General features: G+C 30.3%; 17 protein-coding genes. 2 read left to right on the top strand and 15 right to left on the bottom strand.

Going from position 1 to position 19279, the window contains the following annotated elements; translation table 11 throughout:
- Positions 1-98: 98 nt before the first annotated feature.
- The 12 genes from HLB29_RS01450 to HLB29_RS01395 all read right to left on the bottom strand — a co-directional run bounded on the left by HLB29_RS01450 (position 99) and on the right by HLB29_RS01395 (position 13515).
- Entirely contained in the window at positions 99-995 is an 897-nt protein-coding gene (locus HLB29_RS01450; RefSeq protein WP_185623381.1) for a TPM domain-containing protein, read from the bottom strand.
- 12 nt (positions 996-1007) lie between these two features.
- Positions 1008-2108, bottom strand: coding sequence for a TFIIB-type zinc ribbon-containing protein (locus HLB29_RS01445; RefSeq protein WP_185623380.1), 1101 nt, complete (start codon positions 2106-2108; stop codon positions 1008-1010).
- Between the two features lie 82 nt (positions 2109-2190).
- Positions 2191-2577 (bottom strand): hypothetical protein, encoded by a 387-nt coding sequence (locus tag HLB29_RS01440; RefSeq protein ID WP_185623379.1) that lies wholly within the window; start codon positions 2575-2577, stop codon positions 2191-2193.
- Between the two features lie 59 nt (positions 2578-2636).
- Entirely contained in the window at positions 2637-3395 is a 759-nt protein-coding gene (locus HLB29_RS09755; protein ID WP_185623378.1) for an NUDIX domain-containing protein, read from the bottom strand.
- A gap of 15 nt (positions 3396-3410) precedes the next feature.
- Complete coding sequence (locus HLB29_RS01430) at positions 3411-4310, bottom strand: cation diffusion facilitator family transporter (protein WP_185623377.1); 900 nt, start codon at positions 4308-4310, stop codon at positions 3411-3413.
- A 203-nt stretch (positions 4311-4513) separates the two neighbouring features.
- Entirely contained in the window at positions 4514-5725 is a 1212-nt protein-coding gene (locus tag HLB29_RS01425; RefSeq protein WP_185623376.1) for an iron-containing alcohol dehydrogenase, read from the bottom strand.
- A 355-nt stretch (positions 5726-6080) separates the two neighbouring features.
- The gene (locus HLB29_RS01420) at positions 6081-7541 is read right to left on the bottom strand and encodes a cell wall-binding repeat-containing protein (protein ID WP_185623375.1); all 1461 of its coding nucleotides are present in this window, start codon (positions 7539-7541) and stop codon (positions 6081-6083) included.
- Positions 7542-7629: 88 nt separating this feature from the next.
- On the bottom strand, positions 7630-8394 hold the full coding sequence (locus HLB29_RS01415) for an ABC transporter ATP-binding protein (protein ID WP_185623374.1): 765 nt from the start codon (positions 8392-8394) through the stop codon (positions 7630-7632).
- Positions 8384-9448: a FecCD family ABC transporter permease gene (locus tag HLB29_RS01410; RefSeq protein ID WP_330604311.1), complete on the bottom strand. Its 1065-nt coding sequence runs from the start codon at positions 9446-9448 to the stop codon at positions 8384-8386. Before HLB29_RS01410 ends, HLB29_RS01415 begins: the two co-directional genes overlap by 11 nt.
- Positions 9448-10374 (bottom strand): heme ABC transporter substrate-binding protein IsdE, encoded by a 927-nt coding sequence (isdE, locus tag HLB29_RS01405; RefSeq protein ID WP_185623373.1) that lies wholly within the window; start codon positions 10372-10374, stop codon positions 9448-9450. Before isdE ends, HLB29_RS01410 begins: the two co-directional genes overlap by 1 nt.
- The gene (locus HLB29_RS01400) at positions 10367-11506 is read right to left on the bottom strand and encodes a heme-binding Shp domain-containing protein (RefSeq protein WP_185623372.1); all 1140 of its coding nucleotides are present in this window, start codon (positions 11504-11506) and stop codon (positions 10367-10369) included. Before HLB29_RS01400 ends, isdE begins: the two co-directional genes overlap by 8 nt.
- 17 nt (positions 11507-11523) lie before the next feature.
- Entirely contained in the window at positions 11524-13515 is a 1992-nt protein-coding gene (locus tag HLB29_RS01395) for an NEAT domain-containing protein (protein WP_185623371.1), read from the bottom strand.
- A 315-nt stretch (positions 13516-13830) separates the two neighbouring features.
- Here HLB29_RS01395 and HLB29_RS01390 point away from each other — a divergent pair, with 315 nt between their 5' ends.
- Both HLB29_RS01390 and tpx read left to right on the top strand, forming a co-directional pair.
- Complete coding sequence (locus tag HLB29_RS01390; protein WP_185623370.1) at positions 13831-14514, top strand: helix-turn-helix transcriptional regulator; 684 nt, start codon at positions 13831-13833, stop codon at positions 14512-14514.
- A gap of 366 nt (positions 14515-14880) precedes the next feature.
- On the top strand, positions 14881-15387 hold the full coding sequence (tpx, locus tag HLB29_RS01385) for a thiol peroxidase (protein ID WP_185623369.1): 507 nt from the start codon (positions 14881-14883) through the stop codon (positions 15385-15387).
- 168 nt (positions 15388-15555) lie between these two features.
- Here the strand turns inward: tpx and HLB29_RS01380 are convergent, their stop codons facing one another.
- From HLB29_RS01380 to HLB29_RS01370, 3 genes are all read right to left on the bottom strand, one after another.
- Positions 15556-17220 carry a hypothetical protein gene (locus HLB29_RS01380; RefSeq protein WP_185623368.1) on the bottom strand — a complete coding sequence of 555 codons (1665 nt, stop codon included), beginning with the start codon at positions 17218-17220 and terminating at the stop codon, positions 15556-15558.
- A gap of 13 nt (positions 17221-17233) precedes the next feature.
- Positions 17234-17977, bottom strand: a complete 744-nt coding sequence (locus HLB29_RS01375) for an ABC transporter ATP-binding protein (RefSeq protein WP_185623367.1) — start codon at positions 17975-17977, stop codon at positions 17234-17236.
- 132 nt (positions 17978-18109) lie between these two features.
- On the bottom strand, positions 18110-19276 hold the full coding sequence (locus HLB29_RS01370) for a 5-formyltetrahydrofolate cyclo-ligase (protein WP_185623366.1): 1167 nt from the start codon (positions 19274-19276) through the stop codon (positions 18110-18112).
- Positions 19277-19279 lie beyond the last annotated feature (3 nt).

The following is a 19279-nucleotide window of genomic DNA, read 5'->3' as shown; positions in this document are numbered from 1 at the left end:
CATATAAACCCCAAAAGTCGAATATAAAAATTCAACTTTTGGGGTTTAGTTTAGCATTATTCTTAGTTAAAGAGTATTTTTAATATTCAAACATAGTTTTAAAAACTACCGGAACTTCCACCACTTCTACCACCTGATGAATTTGAATGCGTACTACTACCAGAGTTATTATCCGATTTTTTTGTTCTTGTTACAGAAGTTCTAACATATCTCTCGCTTACTACTCTTAATTTTTTATCGCTATCATCCAAATATGCAATGGCTTTTTTTTCACTGCCTACACTTTTTAACTGTCCAAATAATACACCCATTATTATCACAGTTGGTATTATAGCCACAAGGGCAGCATATAAATAATCCTTTCCAGTTTTGGGTAAGTCTAGATTTGATTTATCATAAGGACTTCCAGTTGCTGCCTGCCTGTAAAAATCTGCCACATCCCTACCAAAAGTTAAATATGCCAAATCAAAATCATCATCCTTTAATGCAGTAGCCACTTTGTCCATTATATATTTTTGTCCAATATCTGTAAAGGTATCAATACTTTCACCGTTTGTAGAAATAGCCCATTTTCTTTCATTAACTGAGACTAGAAAAACTATACCATTTTTATCATTATCTGCCCCATATCCATTATTATTAAAAAAATCATCTGCATATTCTGTAGCAGTTTTATCAGATAGTGTTTCGACAGAAACAAAAACTACATCAGCATTATATTTGCTCTTAATGTCTTTAGAAATTTTATTTAGTTTGCTTTCTGTATCTTCATTTAATATCTGAGCCTGATCAAATACATTAGGCTTGTTAGAAAGCAACAAAGAACCTCCCTTTGAATAATCAGGAGTTTGCGCACTAATATTTATTGTAAAAAAACTTAATAGTAATATAAATAAAGAAAAAATTTCAAATAATTTTCTTAATTGGACAATCACATTATTTTTAAATAAATTATAACTTTTACTTTCATTATGTAATGCTTTATTATTTACCATGAACTTTTCCCCCTATCTCAAAAAAATTGCAAATCCTATTATTGCAAAAAATATTAATGAAATTAATGTGACTGCAATAAATTTGAACCAATCAACCGGCAAATCACCCACGAATTTGCCCGTTTGACCATTCATAGCAAATATGTATTTTTTATTTTTCCATGATGTATTTAATATCCATACCGGCATCATAGCATATCTTACATTTTTATCATAATATTTATAATTAGATCTATCCAAATGAATTGTAGTATATCCAGAGATAGTATTTGCTAATTCATCGGAAAAAGTATTTTTCACTCTATTTTTTACAATCTCGTCCACTTCACTTTCATCCACATCATATCTTTCTGATAAAAATCCTGATAAATAGATAGTTTGGAATTCTTTATTATCCTGATAATCAAAAGGTTCTATTGACTCCATGAGACTATCATCAAGTTTTGACGATCCGTCAGCTGGAACCGAATAAAATTTGCAATCTCCCTCGGCAACTATATCATAATATCTCGTTTCTGTATAGTTATATTCCGAGTCAGAATAATGCCTGACTTTCGTGCCTGTAAAATTGGCTGAACCTTCTATTTTATAATCAAATATCCAATATGGAACATAAATCCCTTTTATTTCATCTATATGATTCTCATCCTTAAAAACTTTAGGTAGTAAAAACTTATTTTTTGTATGATCTTTCAATGCTTTTTTTGCAGCTTCTTTATCATGCTTGAAAGGAATAATAAAATCAGGTTTCAATTGTTCTGATACTCTTCCTGTAAACACTACTTCACTATCACAATATGGACATCTCGTAGCAACTGTGTTTTCATCACAAAGTAATTGCGCAGCACAAGAGTTGCAAGTGTACATCTGAAATTCATCATCTATTACTTCTTTCTGTTGATTCTCATTTTCTTCTTCCAATACTCCACTTTTGAAATCGTTTGCTCCTTCGTTATATGATACCGTTGCCTTTTGAAAATCTTCAACCCTATCCACAAACTCATTTATATCAAAATTAGTCCCACAAGATGGACAAGATACCATTTGGCTACCAGCATCAAATACAACTGAAGCACCACAAGATGGACATTTATGATCTAAAACCTCTGACATTGCTATCCTCCTATCATATTTTATAATAATATTCTCCCTTATACATTTTTTTCAAATACTTTTTTTTACTATATATATTTTATCATATTTTTTTTTCAAATACTTTTTTTACTATATATATTTTATCATATTTTTTTTCAAATGCTTTTTTAATTATTATATACTCATGATTATTTTTTACAGATAAAATACTTTCTCTATAATCAACTTCAAAATTTGCAAAAGCAGAAAGCAAATCTATATCCCTCAATAAATGGACAGTCACCAATGTACTATTTTTAGATAATCTCAATAATATTATTCTAACTCTAGGAAATTGTATTCTTGAATCAAAAAAATCACTTCCTTCATCATATATATTTACTGTTCTGTTATCCGTTTCTATAAAAATATCTATACTATTATCTTCTCTATCTATCACTCTAAAATCTAAATCACAATCAAAGTTTAAATTCTTAATTAATTGCATTTTTCCTCACCTATTTTTCTTAATTTAAAAATAAATATATTTTATACAAACAAATGAATTTATAATATATTTATTACAGGAACTTCATAGGGATGAGCCTTTTTAATTAAATAATTTGCAAGCTCTTTATATTCTTTTTTTACTCTAAATCTCATTAGTTTTTCTTTAACAACACTATGTTTTCCGATTTTTCCATCAAACGGATTCGCACCTTCAAGCGATGTCCAGTGCCCTTCTACATCTATAACTGCGAAAACATCATTATAGCATCCTTCTCTTAACAATTCATATTTTGCCAATTCATCAACAATCACCTGAATGTATTTTTCCGGAACGAATACTTCAAATACAGTATACTCTCGATCTACAAACTCCAATTCATGACTTACTAAATTATCGTTGGCATAGTTTAATGTTAGGTAAAAGAAAGGAGAATTTTTACCTATCAAATCTAAAAAAATCCTATCTCCTTCCCAAAGGTTCAAATTTGATATTTCATCTTTTGGAATCCACTTTAATTCTCCCTCATTGCATTCCTTTAATTTACCGTAAAAATCTTCACAAGTATATAAATACATATATTCGGAAGGATTTTCATTATAATTAAAAACCACGATTCCTCTAAATTCACACCTATTTGCTGTATATCCGGTTTCTTCTTTTATTTCCCTTATTATACCATTTTCAGGTTTCTCATTTTTTTCTAACTTTCCTCTGACTCCAATCCACTTTCCTCTGTTTACATCGTTTTTCTTTTTATTTCTGTAAAGCATCAATACACTATTTTCAGTTTCCATATAGCACAACGTCATTAACATTAAAGAACCTCCAACTTATTTTTTATCCGGATTTACATGTACCATACAATGTTTACAATCAGGAAATTCCTTTTCTATTCTATCATGAAGTATTTCAGATATTCTATGAGCATTTCTTAGACTTAAATCACCATCTACTGTTATTTCTATATCCACAAACATCTTTGCCCCAAATTCCCTAGTTCTAAGAACATCTATACCTAAAATTCCGTCTTGTTTCAAAGTAATGACTCTTATTTTTTCTTCTATTTCATCCGAACAACTTTTATCCATCATTTTTCCAAAACCATCTATAAATATATCATACCCTACTTTTATAATTAATGCACATATTATTATACTTGCTATTGGATCAAATATCGGATATCCCAACCTGGCAAGACCTATACCAATAAGAGCTCCTACTGATGAAAGTGCATCAGATCTGTGATGCCATGCATCTGCCAAAAATGCCTGGGAATTTATTTTCTTTGCATAATACCTAGTATACCAAAACATAGATTCCTTGATTAATATAGATACGATAGCTGCGATTAATGCCATAATTCCCGGTTTTTCTATAATTGCAGTCTTGTAATTTATTATCTTATCCAATCCTGTATATCCAATAGCAACTCCTGTTCCTAAAAGTATAAGGGCTAAAATAATAGATGCAACACTTTCAAACCTATCATGCCCATATGGGTGTTCTTTATCCGGTTCTTTTTTTGATAATTTCACTCCTATAAAAGCTATCAAAGTTGCAAAAACATCTGAAAGAGAGTGCATAGCATCAGAAATCATCGCACCTGAATTTGCAAATATACCTGCCATCAATTTAAATGCGGTAAGAAAAATATTTCCAAAAATACCCACAGATGAAACTTTATTGATAATTTTATTTTCAAGAACTTCTTTTGCAGTCAAGTTGTTCATATTGAAACCTCCTACTATAATTTTAATATCTAAGATAACATATTTTCACTTGATTGTCAATCGATAATTAGTTTGATTTAAAAATTAAAAAGGGGATATACCTTAAGCCAAAAAGAACTTCTAAGCTACCCCCTCTTTATTGTATAATATTCAATTTAACTTCTATATAAAATACTTACTTGTTAAGATATTATATTAAAAATTTAAAACTCTACAGGCCTGTCATAATAACAGCATTTTAGAATCTCTGCCATCTCTTCTACACTAGGTATTCTTGGATTAGTACCTGTACAAGCATCTGCAATTGCATTTTCTGCTATACTTGGTAATTTAGCAAGGAATTCTTCTTCTCCAACTATTCCTTCTTCTGCTATTACACCGCCCGGTCCATAATTTTTTATGCCAAGAGGTATATCTAGAGAAACATTCATAGCTCTTAATTCTTCAACCAGGGCATCTACAAGTTCAGCAGTTGAATTACCTTTTAAACCTATAAATCTTGCAATATCTGCATAACGATTTGCAGCGACTTCATTTTTCGCATTAAATTGAATTACTTTTGGCAGATACATAGCATTTGCACAACCATGAATTATATGACCATTATCAAATATAGCACCGGTTTTATGTGCCATTGAATGAACTATACCAAGCAATGCATTTGAAAATGCCATACCTGCAAGACATTGTGCATTATGCATATATGCCCTTGCTTCCATGCATCCATCATATGAATCTTTCAAATAAGAATGAATCATTTTTATTGCGTGTAATGCAAGAGGATCTGTATAATCACAGTTCATAGTTGAAACATAAGCCTCAATTGCATGTGTCATTGCATCCATTCCAGTATGGGCCACCAATTTTTTAGGCATCGTTTCAGCTAATTCAGGATCTACAATTGCCACATCAGGAGTTATGTTAAAATCAGCTAGAGGATACTTTATTCCGTTCTTATAATCAGTAATAACTGCAAATGCAGTCACTTCTGTTGCAGTTCCCGAAGTTGAAGGGATAGCACAGAATTTAGCCTTTGTTCTTAATGTTGGAAAATTAAAAGGCACAACTAAATCTTCAAAAGTAACATCCGGATATTCATAGAATGCCCACATAGTTTTTGCAGCATCAATTGGAGAACCGCCGCCCATTGAAACAATCCAGTCCGGCCCAAAATCCTGCATTTGCTTAGCACCTTTCATAACTGTTTCAACAGATGGATCTGGTTCAACACCTTCAAAAATTTGAACCTCCATACCAGCTTCTTCCAAATAAGCTTTTGCTTTATCTAGAAAACCATTTCTTTTCATTGATCCACCACCAACAACAATGATAGCTCTTTTTCCTTTTAAATTTTTTAGTTCTTCTAATGATCCCTTACCATGGTAAAGGTCTCTCGGTAAAGTAAATCTTCCCATATTACTACCTCCCAAAAATAATAAAAATTAAAATATTTAGTTAGTGATTATAAATATACACAGGTATTATAAAAAACCACCAATAGATATTTTTTTGACATACTAATTTATAGGATTTTTTATATTTCAAAATATGCTTAATTCATAATATCATATATAAAGTTTCCCATATAATTTATATTCTTATTATAACATTTTTTAGTTGATTTTTGTAAAAAAATGTCAATATTTTAATATTTTTTAACAAAGTAAAAAAATACTTCTCTAAAATATGATATAGATGTCATCTATTCATAAAGAGAAGTATTTTTTAATGAATTTTAATAAACTTCTTTATAATAATACATTAAAATATTTATTTTAAAATATTATTCTGTATTTCATTTCCAACGGAATTCATTCCACCAACAATAAGAACTTTAGAAATCCCGTTTCCTTTTACAAATGCTGATAAGTCATTTGAAATATTTCTTCCGTCAACTAATACTACAGGACTAGATTTTTTAACGGAAATCGCACCTGCTGCCAATGCATCTGCAGCTTTTAAACCATTTGCAACTATTATAGATTTCGCCTCTGGGAATGCAGCCTTTGCAACCGCTACAGAAGTAGCAAACCTATTAGAACCTGCAATTCTACTCTTTGAATTAGATTTTACATTGTTCATAACAGTATCACTTACAGATGATTTTCCACCAACAATAGTAACGCTATTTAAATTCCATTCATCCAAGGCTTTCTTAGTATCTGAATTTAGCATATTAGATTCAGTAAGTAAGATCGGTGCACTCTTTCTGGATGCTAATGATGATACTGCCAATGCATCTGCAAAATTACGACCATTTACTAAAACTGCTGAAGAATTATCTTTCGAAATATTTCTTATCTTTTTAGCAATCTCTATAGAAGTTTTATATCTGTTATTACCAGAAACTCTTTCTACATTTAGTCCCATTGATTTTAAAGTGGACTCTACTTCACTAGATACAGATCCTAATCCACCAGTTATTAAAACTTTCTTTGCATTTAATCTCTTTATTTCATTTTTAGTCTCTGCTGGCAATTTATTAGTATCTGATAATAAAATAGGAGCTTTATATAAAGTTGCCATAGGAGATGCTGCTAGTGCATCGGCCTCTTTATATCCGTTTGCCAATACTACTGTATCTGCATTTTCAAAACTTGATTCACTTATTTTCGCTGCTGTAGCATATCTATTTGAACCACTTATTCTTGTTACATCCCCCGGTTCTTGATTAGGAATTTCAATTTTTTTAGCATTGCTATAATCTAGAACTAACTTAGCTTTTTGTGCGCCTGAACCTTTCTTTATATTTTCATATGATGTCGCACCGCCACTACTAATAGCATCCATTGCATCAACTTCAACTTTTATTAGAATTTCACTCTCATCAGTTTTATTTCTTTCAAATTTTAATACCTTTGGAAAAACTCTCTCTTTTCCTTCTAAGTCTTTATCTTTAAAAGTTTTTTCAACTATAGCTGGTGTTTCATTTGAATTGGCATCTGATTCGAATGCACTTGCACCCCATAGATGACCATACATGTTAAGGAAACTTAATCCCTTAACTGTTAGATAAATAGATGCTTTTCCATCTTTCACAACAACTCTTGCCGGTCCATCTAATGCTTCATTTCCCATTGATGGTTTATTTTCATTTGCATTCATAAGTTTTACAGGAACTGAATATTCTACTGCAGACTCTGCTAGTGCAATATTTCCTAAACCACTTACTGAAACTGCTGATACAGCAGCCATTGACACTGTCATTGTTTTCTTAAATAACTTATTCATTTTTATACCTCCAAAATTTTTAATTAATTATTAGTTATTACTTTTTTAATAAAAGATAATTTATATCAATATATTTTCACAAATGTGACTATATATTCATTATGACTTTATTGCCATCTATATTGGCAATTTTTAACTTGACTCCATAAAGAGACTCTATTACATCTTCTGTAATAACCGAATTTGGCTCTCCATTAATTAATATTTTTCCATTTTTTAAACCTATAATTGTGTCTGAATACGCAATTGCTTGATTTATGTCATGAAGAACCATGATTATCGTGATTCCAAGTTCTCTATTTAATCTTCTTACCAATTTTAATGTTTCCAACTGATACTTAATATCTAAATATGTAGTAGGCTCATCTAGAAATAGGTACTCCGTTCCTTGTGCAAGAGCCATAGCAATCCAAACTCTTTGCTTTTGCCCGCCGGACATTGAATTGACGGTTCTATCTCTGACATCTTCCAGGTCGGTTACGCTTATTGCCCAATCTATCATTTTATCATCCTCGTCACTTTGACGTTTCATCATGGCTTGATAAGGAGTTCTGCCATAGCTCACTAATTGTCTCACTGTTATATCATTTGCAACCTTATTGTATTGGTGGACTATGGCTACTTTTTTTGCAAATTCCCTATTAGTCATGGAATCTATTTTTCTATATCCTAAAACAACTTCTCCATGTCTTGGACTCAAATTCTTTGTCATAAGATAGAATAATGTAGATTTGCCACATCCATTAGGACCAAGAATAGTTGTTATTTTTCCCTCTTCAATTCCGAATGATATATTATTTATTATTAATGGTGAGTCTTTTGTGTATGAAAAACTTAAATTCTTAACTTCCAAAACTATCACCTCCTCTTCTCAACAAGAAGATGAAGAAAGGACCTCCAATTACTGCCATTATAATAGCTGCTGGGATTTCATACGGAGCGAATATAAGTCTTCCAACTGTATCTGAAATCAGTAAAACTAAAGCCCCTAAAACCATGGTATATGGCAATTTTATCCTGTGATCACTACCTACTAAAAGTTTTGCAATATGTGGAACTATCAATCCTAAAAACCCTATTACTCCAACAGTTGCTGTAGATATACTTACTATTACTATTCCTACTAACGCAACTATAAATCTATCTCTATCGACATTTACTCCAAGTCCTCTCGCCGTTTTATCCTCCAAAGAAAGAATATTACACTTTTTGGATAACAACATTGCTACTATTAAACCGATAATTACATACCAGAATAACATATTGACATCAGCCCATGTTTTTTGCGCTATATTCCCTTCTATAATAGATTGAACTTTGGAAAGATTAGAACCTTGACCACCTGCAGCCTTAAAAAACTCTCCTAATCCAACAAAAGTCATATTTAAAGCAACCCCTACTAAAACAAGTTTTACAGGATTTACACCGCCATCCCAAGCAAGTGAATATATTAATAGATATGCTCCCAGCCCTCCTAAAACAGCAAAAAATGGAATTGAAAAGTATAGCGCTGGAACAAATGTCGCTATTAATACTGCTGCCAAAGATGCTGCAGATGATATTCCTATAATACCAGGATCTGTTAAAGGGTTTTTCATCACTGCCTGCAAAAGTGCACCCGATACTGAAATACCTGCACCTGCAAGCATAGCTATTATCACTCTGGGAAATCTCAAATCCCAAATAGTAGCTACATCTGGGTTTCTTTGTATAAACAGTCCATGTATCAGTTGGCCAAAAGAGACTTTCAGACTTCCTGCTTTAACAGAAAAAAAGAATATTATTATCAGTAATAAAATTGTAACTGAAAATATCATCGTTTTTCTTTTATTGTTTATAGCAAATCCTCTGGTATCTGATCCTAAAAGAATCCTTGCTATTTTTTCTCTCAAGGTAAAACTACCCACTATTTATCACCTCCATATAGAATACTATCTAAGTCCTTAAGTGCCTTTGGATAGTTAAATTTCGCCGACATACCAAATGCCTTATAATCTAAATCATATACCTTATTATTTTTTACTGCATCAAAGTGCGACCAAATATCATTATTTTTAAATTCATCATTGAACATTTTTTGGACATCATCCGGAAGTGCATGAGCTGTTCTCAAAATAATGTCCGGGTTTTTCTTCAACATATCCTCAGTATTTATATTTAAAAATTGATCTGAATTTGAAGTGTATACATTTTCCGCACCTGCAAGTTCCACTAAAGAGCCTACATAGGATTGGTTAGTAGCTACTATATAACTTCCGGGTAGCCCCATCAATACCAAAACTCTCGATTTCTTTTTTCCTTTATGCTTTTCCTTATAATCTTTCATAAAATCTTCATAATCTTTAATCAACTTGTCTGCTTCGGCTTCCCTGTCCAAAATTATACCTAAATCTTTTATCGATTTATACATTCCTGGTATATTATTCAAGTTGAGAAATCCGTATCTTAAATTTGCATTTGAGTATTTTGGCTGTAAATCACTAATTAAGCTCACGGGACTAAATATCCAGTCAGGATTTAATCCCTTTACTATTTCTATATCAGGAGCCATAGCCATCCCAACTTTAGTCACATTTTTATACTTTCCCGGCATTTTCGAAATTTTACTATCAGGAACTCCAACTAGGTCCACATTCAACTTTTCCATTATTTCTACTGTTGCCATAGAAGTCGCAACGACTCTTGGATTTTTTAAAGTTGGTATTTGCCTTAAATCATTTATTACCGTTTTTTTATCACCTTCCGGATGTTGATTTACACAACCCGAATTTCCAATGATAATGATACAAATCAGTAGAGAAAAAGCCATTATCTTTTTCACAATATTATACATTTGCACCACCATCCTTATTTACTCTATATTTTCCATTCCAGTTATCCACATTCTTTTTTGCTACAGATTTGCTATTTGCCGAACTTAAAATCTCTTCAATAGCCAGATTATTTCTTTTTTTATAATGATATAGAAATGCTACTGAACCACCGCCAAGCAAAAATATGCTAAATAAAATACCTATAATTACTATAACAATTGTAAATACAGCCTTAGTAAAGGGTCCCCAGGGATGATTTGATTCATTCTCTTGAGTAGTTCCGAATAAGGTTTGTGAATCATCAAAATCCTTGTTGGTAAGTAAACCATGCTCATAACCTAAATCCGACTGGTTTATTTTTTTATTTGCAGAATCATTTTTTTCTCCATTATTCCCTACTACTCCTTGGCCATGAGGAAGATCTATTTTTTTATTCTTTTGACTCAATTTTTGGCCTGTATTAATATTTTTATTTGTATTTTTGCTATTTTTATTCGTATTCCTACTTGTGTTATTTGGAGAAGAATTTGAACTATTCCCAGATGAATTTGCATTACCTGAACTTGATCTCACTGATGCTTGTGTTGGAGCTGTTACCTCTCCTGTACGATCGTTTTGCCTATTGGTAGATGTATCCCCGGATACATTTACCATTACTTTAAAGTCACCACTTCCACTCTCCAAAGACGAAAAATCTATATAAAAGATCACATCTCTTGACATCGGTCCAACAAAAAAACTGGATCTTACTACACATTCCGTGTTTGGTATTTCAAATCTAAAATCCCCTGTTGGACCTGTATTTGCAGTTTCTTCAGATGATACTGGTGCAAATCCGTTGTCACCTCTATTTTGAACCCAAAATTTAATATTTTCTATTTTATCTCTCAAATTTAATCTTACTGTTGCATACAATTTTCCGTTATCATCTTTCTCTATCAGCGCTAAACCATATACTGTATTACTTACCATACCATCCCCAATTCCAGGATTGTTTCCTGAATCTTCTATTTCTCCAGTTACGGGATGTTTATAGTACCCTCTTGCTTCTGCCGTGTATACTTCTGCAGCCTCTGCTTTTCCATAAAGACAAAATATAAAGCATATTACCAAAAGAAAGGCACTGAACTTTTTTAAATTATTATTTACCATGTTCTAACCTCCTTTTTCTAATATTGAATTCTGTCATTTACAGTTTTCACACCATTTAATTTTTCTTTCAATTGCTCACCAAGTTGTATTTCATATAATAAACTTTTCCCAAACTTGATATATGAGTAACCTGCTAACCCACCACAAGCCAATAAAAGTAATATCGAGAAGAACAGAACTTTAGCATTTTCTTTAGGCTCATAATTTTGAATATTATTTTTATTTTCCTCTGTATCCAAATTATCTTGATTCTTAATGGATTCATTGAAATTACTATCATCATTAGTTAAACTAATAGGTGTATTTTTTTTATCTGAATCACCATCACTATTTCGATTATTATTACTATTATTTTTTTTATTGTTTGAAGAGCTTTTCCCAGATGTATTTTTTGATTTTAAATTATTAGCACTTCTTTTTGTATTTCTATTTGGTGAAGATACTCCGTTTCTATTAGAAGGAGTCGCTACATTCCTACTACCTTTCCCCGAACTCGTATCAACCAATGCTATTTCTCCAAATTTTCTCAATGTTAAAGTCGCATATCCACCTGATACCTCAGATTTTAGTTCACTCATATCTGATGCTCTTATAGCCTTTATAGATTTTATTCCAACAGGAAGTTTAATTTTTATTTTTACGTCTTTTTTTGCCTTCATAGGAATACCAAAATCATTCTCTACTTTAAATTCATACATATGTATAGCTGTAGTCCTTCCAACAGATTTAACGATTTTTAAATAATTGGCTCCCCCTTGTATTTTATTTACTTTAAAACTTACATTTTCATTAAATGAACTTGGTGGTCCAAATAATTCAATTCCATCTACAACCTTGTATAATTTCTCATTTGGATTAAATTTTTTTCTAGGAGTACCATTTATCATTTTTTTATATAAAATAGTTTCAGACCTATCTATTTTTCTCAATGTATTCCAATCGAATTTCAATCTTGCACCTACGGGTATTTCTCCCATAGGTTTAACTTTTGGATCCACTTTTACATAAATCATTGGATCTTTTCTTTCTATATCAAAACTAAATACTTCCGGTCTTTTATCTTGTTCTCCGGGAATTGATAAATCAAAAGCATGTGGTTGAGCAAAATGATAGTAGGCATTATCATCTCTAATTTGCAGTGATACCAAAGAAGCAATTATTCCTTGTAAACTCATTTTATCACTTCCAATAAGCATTTTAGCTTTTCCATCTTTGACATATAATTCTCCATCATGTATCATTGCTGCATTACCCATAGAATCCTTTTCTTCACGCTCATGATAAAGTGATACTTTTACAGAATAATGACCATTTTCCAAAGATATTTTTTCACCCTTTTCAAGCACTGGTAAGTTTCTATTATCCTTTGATCCAAAAGCCCGATTTATTAAATCATCTTCTGAAATACTAGGAGCATCAGCTGATGATGTAGATGAATCTTCGTCAAAACTTTCGCCTGATATTTTAACGGCATTATAATTATTTGGCCAATTTATTCTTAATCTGGCATCCTGATCTCCACTCGCCAATTCTCCCATTACCGGAACATATACATGTACGGGAATGTCTCTAGCTCCTATTTCAATATCAAACTCCATATCTTTGGGATATTTTTTACCTTTAAATCTTTTATCCTTACCTGTTTCAGGGTGATTGTAACCATCATATATATCATAGGTAGATAATATATTTACAGGTTTATTATCAACTAAAAATTCACTCAAATATCCTGTAAAATTAAGAAAAGTTAAAGCGACAAATCTTACTTTCATGGTAGGTTTTCCATTTCTAACCTTTAAAATACCATACTGAACTATAGCATTATTTCCCATTGAATTTACTTCATCATATTTGTGCATTAATGTTATCGGAATTTTATAATTCCCATCTGGTATATTTTCTGCATGTGACTTGAAAAAAGAAAAACTAGATACCAATATTCCTACTACTAAAAACAATATCACTAGATAGTTAATATTTATTAAAAATCTTTTGTTTTGATTCTGCATATAAAAAACTCCAATCTCTAAAAATATATTTATCTTAAATATTATGTAAATACATAAAATTTTGTATCAGATACCTCTACCTTATAATAATATCAAAATCAATTCTTATTATCAATTAAATTTTTTAGGGAATTATTTAAAAATTATTAGGTTTATACTTAGAAATTTGTCATTAATTTGATTTTATAGACTAAATAGTGTATAATTCAATTTGAATAATGATTTTATTTTTCAATTCAATTCAATTATTACTTTTAGAAAAATTAAGTTTATATACGATTCGTATTTGCATTTCTTAATTAAAGGGGGGAAACCATGGAACTAATCAATTTGGATAAATTCGATCTTCATTTAGATTATAAAGTTTTATGTGAAGATTTATGCAAAGGCAAACACCAAGAAGCGTATGATCACTTTATTTTAAGAACTAAGAAACTGGTTGGATTTAATAATACTATCGGCTATAGATTGGCCTTGAATAATCTAAACTACAGTATATACCATTATTTACTGTTTATATATGATATATCCCTTACAAAATGCTGTTATGCAAATATTTTACTTATGCATAATCATCTTGATAAGGATACATTTATGAAAATTTCAAAAAGTATTATAGACTCATATTATTCTGAAATGATTGATATGCAAATAGTTTCACGAAATCCTTTAGTTCAAAGTGTAATAGATTATATAGAAGAAAATATAGGCAAACAAATATTAATAGGTGATATTGCAGATATATTGCACATAAACAGTACTTATTTGTCTCAAACTTTTAAAAAACATATGGGGCAAAGTTTTACCTCATACCTTGCACAACACAGAATTCATCATGCAAAGCTTCTTTTACTCCAAACCAATAAAACCATGGAAGTAATTAGTTCTGCTTGTGGATTTGGCTCAGCTTCATATTTTTCAACTGTATTTACCTCACACACGGGTATGTCTCCTGGTATTTTTAGAAAAAATCATGCTTTATCCGGTATGGTGGAATAAACTAAAATAAAAAAAGCCACAATAAAAATATAAATGGCTTTTTTTATTTTAGTTTATTTAGTTTAGGGTTATAAAAAATCTATTATTAGTATAACACTTTTACAAGAATAATAATATTCAAAAATAATAGTATTTCTTTAGATTTTTTTAGATTTTTATAAACTTATTCTATTTTTTTATAAATCAATAAAAAAGCTATTTCTTTTTTTAAATTTAATTATTTTTTTTCTAACTTAACTTCTTCTAATTATTTTGTTATTTTTTATAATTTTGTGAATACAATCTAATCTGATGGGTATTTTAATATCATAGTGATTAATTCAAATAAAATGTATTATACATTCAATATTAAGGAGGATATTAAAAATGGAAAAAAGATCAATAACTACTTTTGCAGGAAATCCTGTAACATTGTTAGGAAAAGAAATAAAAGTTGGAGATAAAGCCCCGGAATTCGTTGCACTTAGAGGAGATTTAAGCCCTTTTACATTAAAGGATGTTGAGGGAAAAGTTAAGCTTATAAGCATTGTACCCTCTGTAGATACCGGAGTTTGTGAGCTTCAGACTATAAGATTCAATCAAGAAGCTTCAAAATTAAATGATGTAGCGATCATTACTATAAGTTGTGATCTACCTTTTGCTCAGGCGAGATTCTGTGGTGCTAAAGGAATAGAAAATGCTATAGTTGTATCTGATTATAAAGATACTACTTTTGGTCTGAACTATGGATTTTTAATTGAAGAATTCAGACTTCTTAATAGGGGTATTGTAGTAATAGATAAGGATGATGTTGTGAGATATGTTGAATATGTATCAGAAGTAACTGATCATCCGGATTATGATAAGGCTTTAGAAGCTGCTAAATCACTTTAATTTTTATAAGTTTGCCAACTTAAAATAAATATAAGATTACTCTACAAATAAAAATAGGGTAGTTCAGGAACTGTTCTTATTCCAGAAAGTCGATCTAAAATCAACTTGGAAAATATCAGCTTTTCGAACCACTCTATTTTTTATGTACTATTTTCTCAGTATTTGTAATTATTTAATTTCTTTTAGAAACTTCTTAAATCTTAGATAAGATATAAGAGCTACTCCCGCTGCTATTAATAAAATAAATGCTATCAACGGAATCGTCAATCCCATTGTAGCTACAACTCCTAGTATTGCAAATGATACTGAAAATATTATTATAAATACAATAAATACAGTTATTGCAATTGCCTTAGGCATTCTATTTTGAAGATCCGACACGTTATGCCAATCAATCATTAAATGTTTATAATCATATATCAACCAATTAGCTGAAATTGATGTGGACATTATTACAAAAAGTGATATACTTATCAATATATTCACAAATCCAAATTTCATTAGATAACCGGATACTATAATCGTTATAATTGGTACTATCAAACTTATTTTTAAGACAAATTTTAGTTTTTCCATTATATATTTTCTCAAGTCTATAGGCAAAGCCTTAAAGTATATAAAATTTTCTCTGTCCAACGAAATAATTATAGCTGCCAAATTGGTAGGATAAAAATTTATCATGACTCCTAGAAATACTCCCATTACTATGCTTATTAGTGTGGCATTACTCGATATAAAGTTCATCCCTCCACTGTACCTTAAATTATTTATCAAAGATGGAACGAATATAATTATAGGCAACATAGTAGGCATTATAATAGATTGAGTTATTACGGTAGAATCATTTATCAAACTTAAATTATATTTGAAAAGACTATACTTCGATTTTGTTTTCTTTGAATTTAGTTGATCGCCACTTTGCAGATGATTATACTTTCGGGAGCCATCTTCTCTTTTCGTACTATTTTTTGTATTTTTACCAATATTATTTATATCGTTAATACTTTTATAAAAATTACCCTCAATATTTCTTAGTATAAATTTATAAGTTATTCCAACAGTAAAAAATGTTACTAATATAAAAATTATACATCCATAACCACTTAATAATAACTTCGATAAAAACCCGTACACAATTTTTTTATTAGAGATGCTTTTAATAGCATATTTGCTCGCTGTATTTTGTAACATGATAATAAAAACAATATTTGCAAACATACCGACTGTACTTATCACTGTTATTATACTCGTTTTAAACTTAGAAAGTATTGCTGTTTTGACAAGAAGCTGCATTATCCATAAATCTATAACAATAACCAAAGCTCCAATCAGAACAAAGTAAACTATCCCTAATAAAATAGATATCAATAGATTTATACCATTATGAAAATAAAAAATGCTTACCAAAGATATAATTGGAATAGATAATTGTATGGTTGCTATTGATACTACTGCTAATTTTGCCTTAAATACAGTTCTTTCAGAAACAGGAAGTGGCATATATGCTTCCATATCTCTACTTTCATAAAACACATTAAAAAAATATGTAAATGTTTGTATAATATTCATAATTAGAAAAAATCCTATTGAATAATCAAGCATATATGGCATTTTTTTAAAATCTACCATCAAAAAAAGAAATCCATATATTATCAACATTGCAATTGATCCGAGTATATATGTATATAGAAATATAGATTTATATAACTCCTCCGGATTTTCTCTATATTTTTCTTTTTTCATAGCTTTTGAGGTATACATCGGATTTGCATACAAGAGATTCAAGTTGAATATTTTAGTAAAAACACTGTCAATACCTAACAATTTTTTCATATACTTTATCCTCCTATGCTTCACCTATTTCTAAATGATGTTCTGTGTTAACCATATCAAGATATATATTTTCCAAATTTTCTCCGGGATAGGTTGCTCTAAGCTCATCCATTGTCCCGACAAAAAGGAGTTTTCCTTTACTCAATATTCCAATTCTATCACAAATCTGTTCGGCAACTTCCAATACATGAGTCGAAAATAAAACAGTATTACCGGCTTTTGAATGTTCTTTCATCATTTCTTTCAGGTTATATGATGACTGTGGATCTAATCCTGTCATAGGTTCATCTAGTATCCAAATCTTCGGATTTGATAAAAGAGCTGCAATTACAAATATTTTTTGCCTCATACCATGAGAAAATTCTTCAATAGTTCCCATTAAACTGTTTTTTAAAGAAAAAATTTCACTTAAATATTCTATTCTTTCATCCCTTTTATCATCGTCTATTCCATAAATGTCCGCAATTAGTTCCAAAAACGATCTGGCGGGTATTTTCAAAAACATATCAGGGGAATCTGAAACATAACCTATTATATTTTTTATTTGAAGTCTATTTTCCTCCAAATTGAGCCCATCTACAAAGATTTTTCCTGCTGTGGGCTTAATAATACTTACTAATGACTTTATGGTAGTGGATTTTCCTGCACCATTATGTCCTATTAGTCCAAAAATTTCTCCATCTTTTATTTCCAGATTTAAATTTTCAATTGCCACCTTACTTCCATATTCTACTCTTAGTCCTTCAATATTAATCATATGTAACCCCCATTATTTTATTCAAAGTAGCTTTTCCAAATATTTAGTCATATAGATAAAACCGTTATTTTATAATTATAGGTTTTATTTAAATAAATATATTTCTAGTTCATCTTATAATTTTCAAATTTATCATTCAGTAATTATAAGTTTTATTTTATGGTCATGTTCTTCTATTGGAACTTTATCTACCATTTGCTTTTTTCTTATTGGTAGGAGTTTATTTCCAGTGTACTCATCCATAAATCTATCGTAATATCCCTTTCCAAATCCAAGCCTATTTCCACTTGAATCAACAGTACAACACGGTACTATAATTAGATCAATTTCACTTTTTAATACTTCTTTTGAAATTTCCGGATCAGGTTCCGGTATTCCAAACTTTCCCTCTTTTAAGTCATTTAAAGAATTTATTCTATATGCCTTCATATTGCTATTATCTATACATAATGGCACCGATATCTTTTTGCCATCTTCTATGGCTTTTTCTATAAATAATCTGGTATTAATTTCCGGATAATCACCTATATAGCAAAAAATATTTTTAGCTTTCTTATATTCCTGAGAATTCAATATTTTATCCGTAATAGCTTTATCTGACTCCATCATATATTCTAAACTTATTGTTTTTGAAAGTTCTTTCATATCCTCTCTTAATTTCTTTTTTTCTGATTTAATCTTTCTGATTTCGGCTTCCCTTTTCGAGTATTCACATCCACAATAATCTTGTCTGTAGAGTCCGGCTTCTCTAGTTATTTCAACAGATCTTTTGTATCCGTTATTTTTCTTAAAATCTGATGGCAAATGATTTACTCCAAACTCTTTAGCAACTTTTTCGCCTATCCTATTTAATACCTGAGAATTTTTATGTGGACTTATGGTCAGCGTTGTCGTAAAATAATCAAAGTTCTCTTTTTGTGCTATTTTGGCTGCCTCCCTTAATCTCATTTCATAACATAGATGACATCTATGCCCTCCTTCCGACATATCTTCCATACCTTTCGTCATATTATAAAATCTTTCTACATCATATTTTCCCGTTATCAAATTTATGGAATTTTTAGCACTTGTCAAATCTATTATTTTTTGTTGTTCCTCTACTCTGTACCAATATTCATTTGAAGGATATATATTGGGATTATAATAAAAAACAGTTATACTAAAATATTCTGAAAGATATTCCAAAACATAACTGCTGCATGGTCCACAACAACTATGTAATAATAATGTTGGTACATATTCCTCATTTTTTATGTCGTTTATTATTTTATCCAATTTCATCTGGTAGTTAATCTTCATAGA

This window comes from Peptostreptococcus canis, assembly GCF_014229965.1.
Taxonomy (GTDB): domain Bacteria; phylum Bacillota; class Clostridia; order Peptostreptococcales; family Peptostreptococcaceae; genus Peptostreptococcus; species Peptostreptococcus canis.
Note: the sequence above shows the minus strand (reverse complement) of the source record. Positions and strands in the feature narration are given on the sequence as shown.

What these genes read in the sequence shown, in the direction of transcription:
- HLB29_RS01425 (WP_185623376.1), bottom strand. Translation starts at nt 5,725, where the DNA reads ATGGGAAGATTTACTTTACCGAGAGACCTTTACCATGGTAAGGGATCA.
- HLB29_RS01370 (WP_185623366.1), bottom strand. Translation starts at nt 19,276, where the DNA reads ATGAAGATTAACTACCAGATGAAATTGGATAAAATAATAAACGACATA.
- isdE (WP_185623373.1), bottom strand. Translation starts at nt 10,374, where the DNA reads ATGTATAATATTGTGAAAAAGATAATGGCTTTTTCTCTACTGATTTGT.
- HLB29_RS01400 (WP_185623372.1), bottom strand. Translation starts at nt 11,506, where the DNA reads ATGGTAAATAATAATTTAAAAAAGTTCAGTGCCTTTCTTTTGGTAATA.
- HLB29_RS01440 (WP_185623379.1), bottom strand. Translation starts at nt 2,577, where the DNA reads ATGCAATTAATTAAGAATTTAAACTTTGATTGTGATTTAGATTTTAGA.
- HLB29_RS01380 (WP_185623368.1), bottom strand. Translation starts at nt 17,220, where the DNA reads ATGAAAAAATTGTTAGGTATTGACAGTGTTTTTACTAAAATATTCAAC.
- HLB29_RS01450 (WP_185623381.1), bottom strand. Translation starts at nt 995, where the DNA reads ATGGTAAATAATAAAGCATTACATAATGAAAGTAAAAGTTATAATTTA.
- HLB29_RS01375 (WP_185623367.1), bottom strand. Translation starts at nt 17,977, where the DNA reads ATGATTAATATTGAAGGACTAAGAGTAGAATATGGAAGTAAGGTGGCA.
- HLB29_RS01445 (WP_185623380.1), bottom strand. Translation starts at nt 2,108, where the DNA reads ATGTCAGAGGTTTTAGATCATAAATGTCCATCTTGTGGTGCTTCAGTT.
- HLB29_RS01395 (WP_185623371.1), bottom strand. Translation starts at nt 13,515, where the DNA reads ATGCAGAATCAAAACAAAAGATTTTTAATAAATATTAACTATCTAGTG.
- HLB29_RS01390 (WP_185623370.1), top strand. Translation starts at nt 13,831, where the DNA reads ATGGAACTAATCAATTTGGATAAATTCGATCTTCATTTAGATTATAAA.
- HLB29_RS01420 (WP_185623375.1), bottom strand. Translation starts at nt 7,541, where the DNA reads ATGAATAAGTTATTTAAGAAAACAATGACAGTGTCAATGGCTGCTGTA.
- HLB29_RS09755 (WP_185623378.1), bottom strand. Translation starts at nt 3,395, where the DNA reads ATGTTAATGACGTTGTGCTATATGGAAACTGAAAATAGTGTATTGATG.
- tpx (WP_185623369.1), top strand. Translation starts at nt 14,881, where the DNA reads ATGGAAAAAAGATCAATAACTACTTTTGCAGGAAATCCTGTAACATTG.
- HLB29_RS01430 (WP_185623377.1), bottom strand. Translation starts at nt 4,310, where the DNA reads ATGAACAACTTGACTGCAAAAGAAGTTCTTGAAAATAAAATTATCAAT.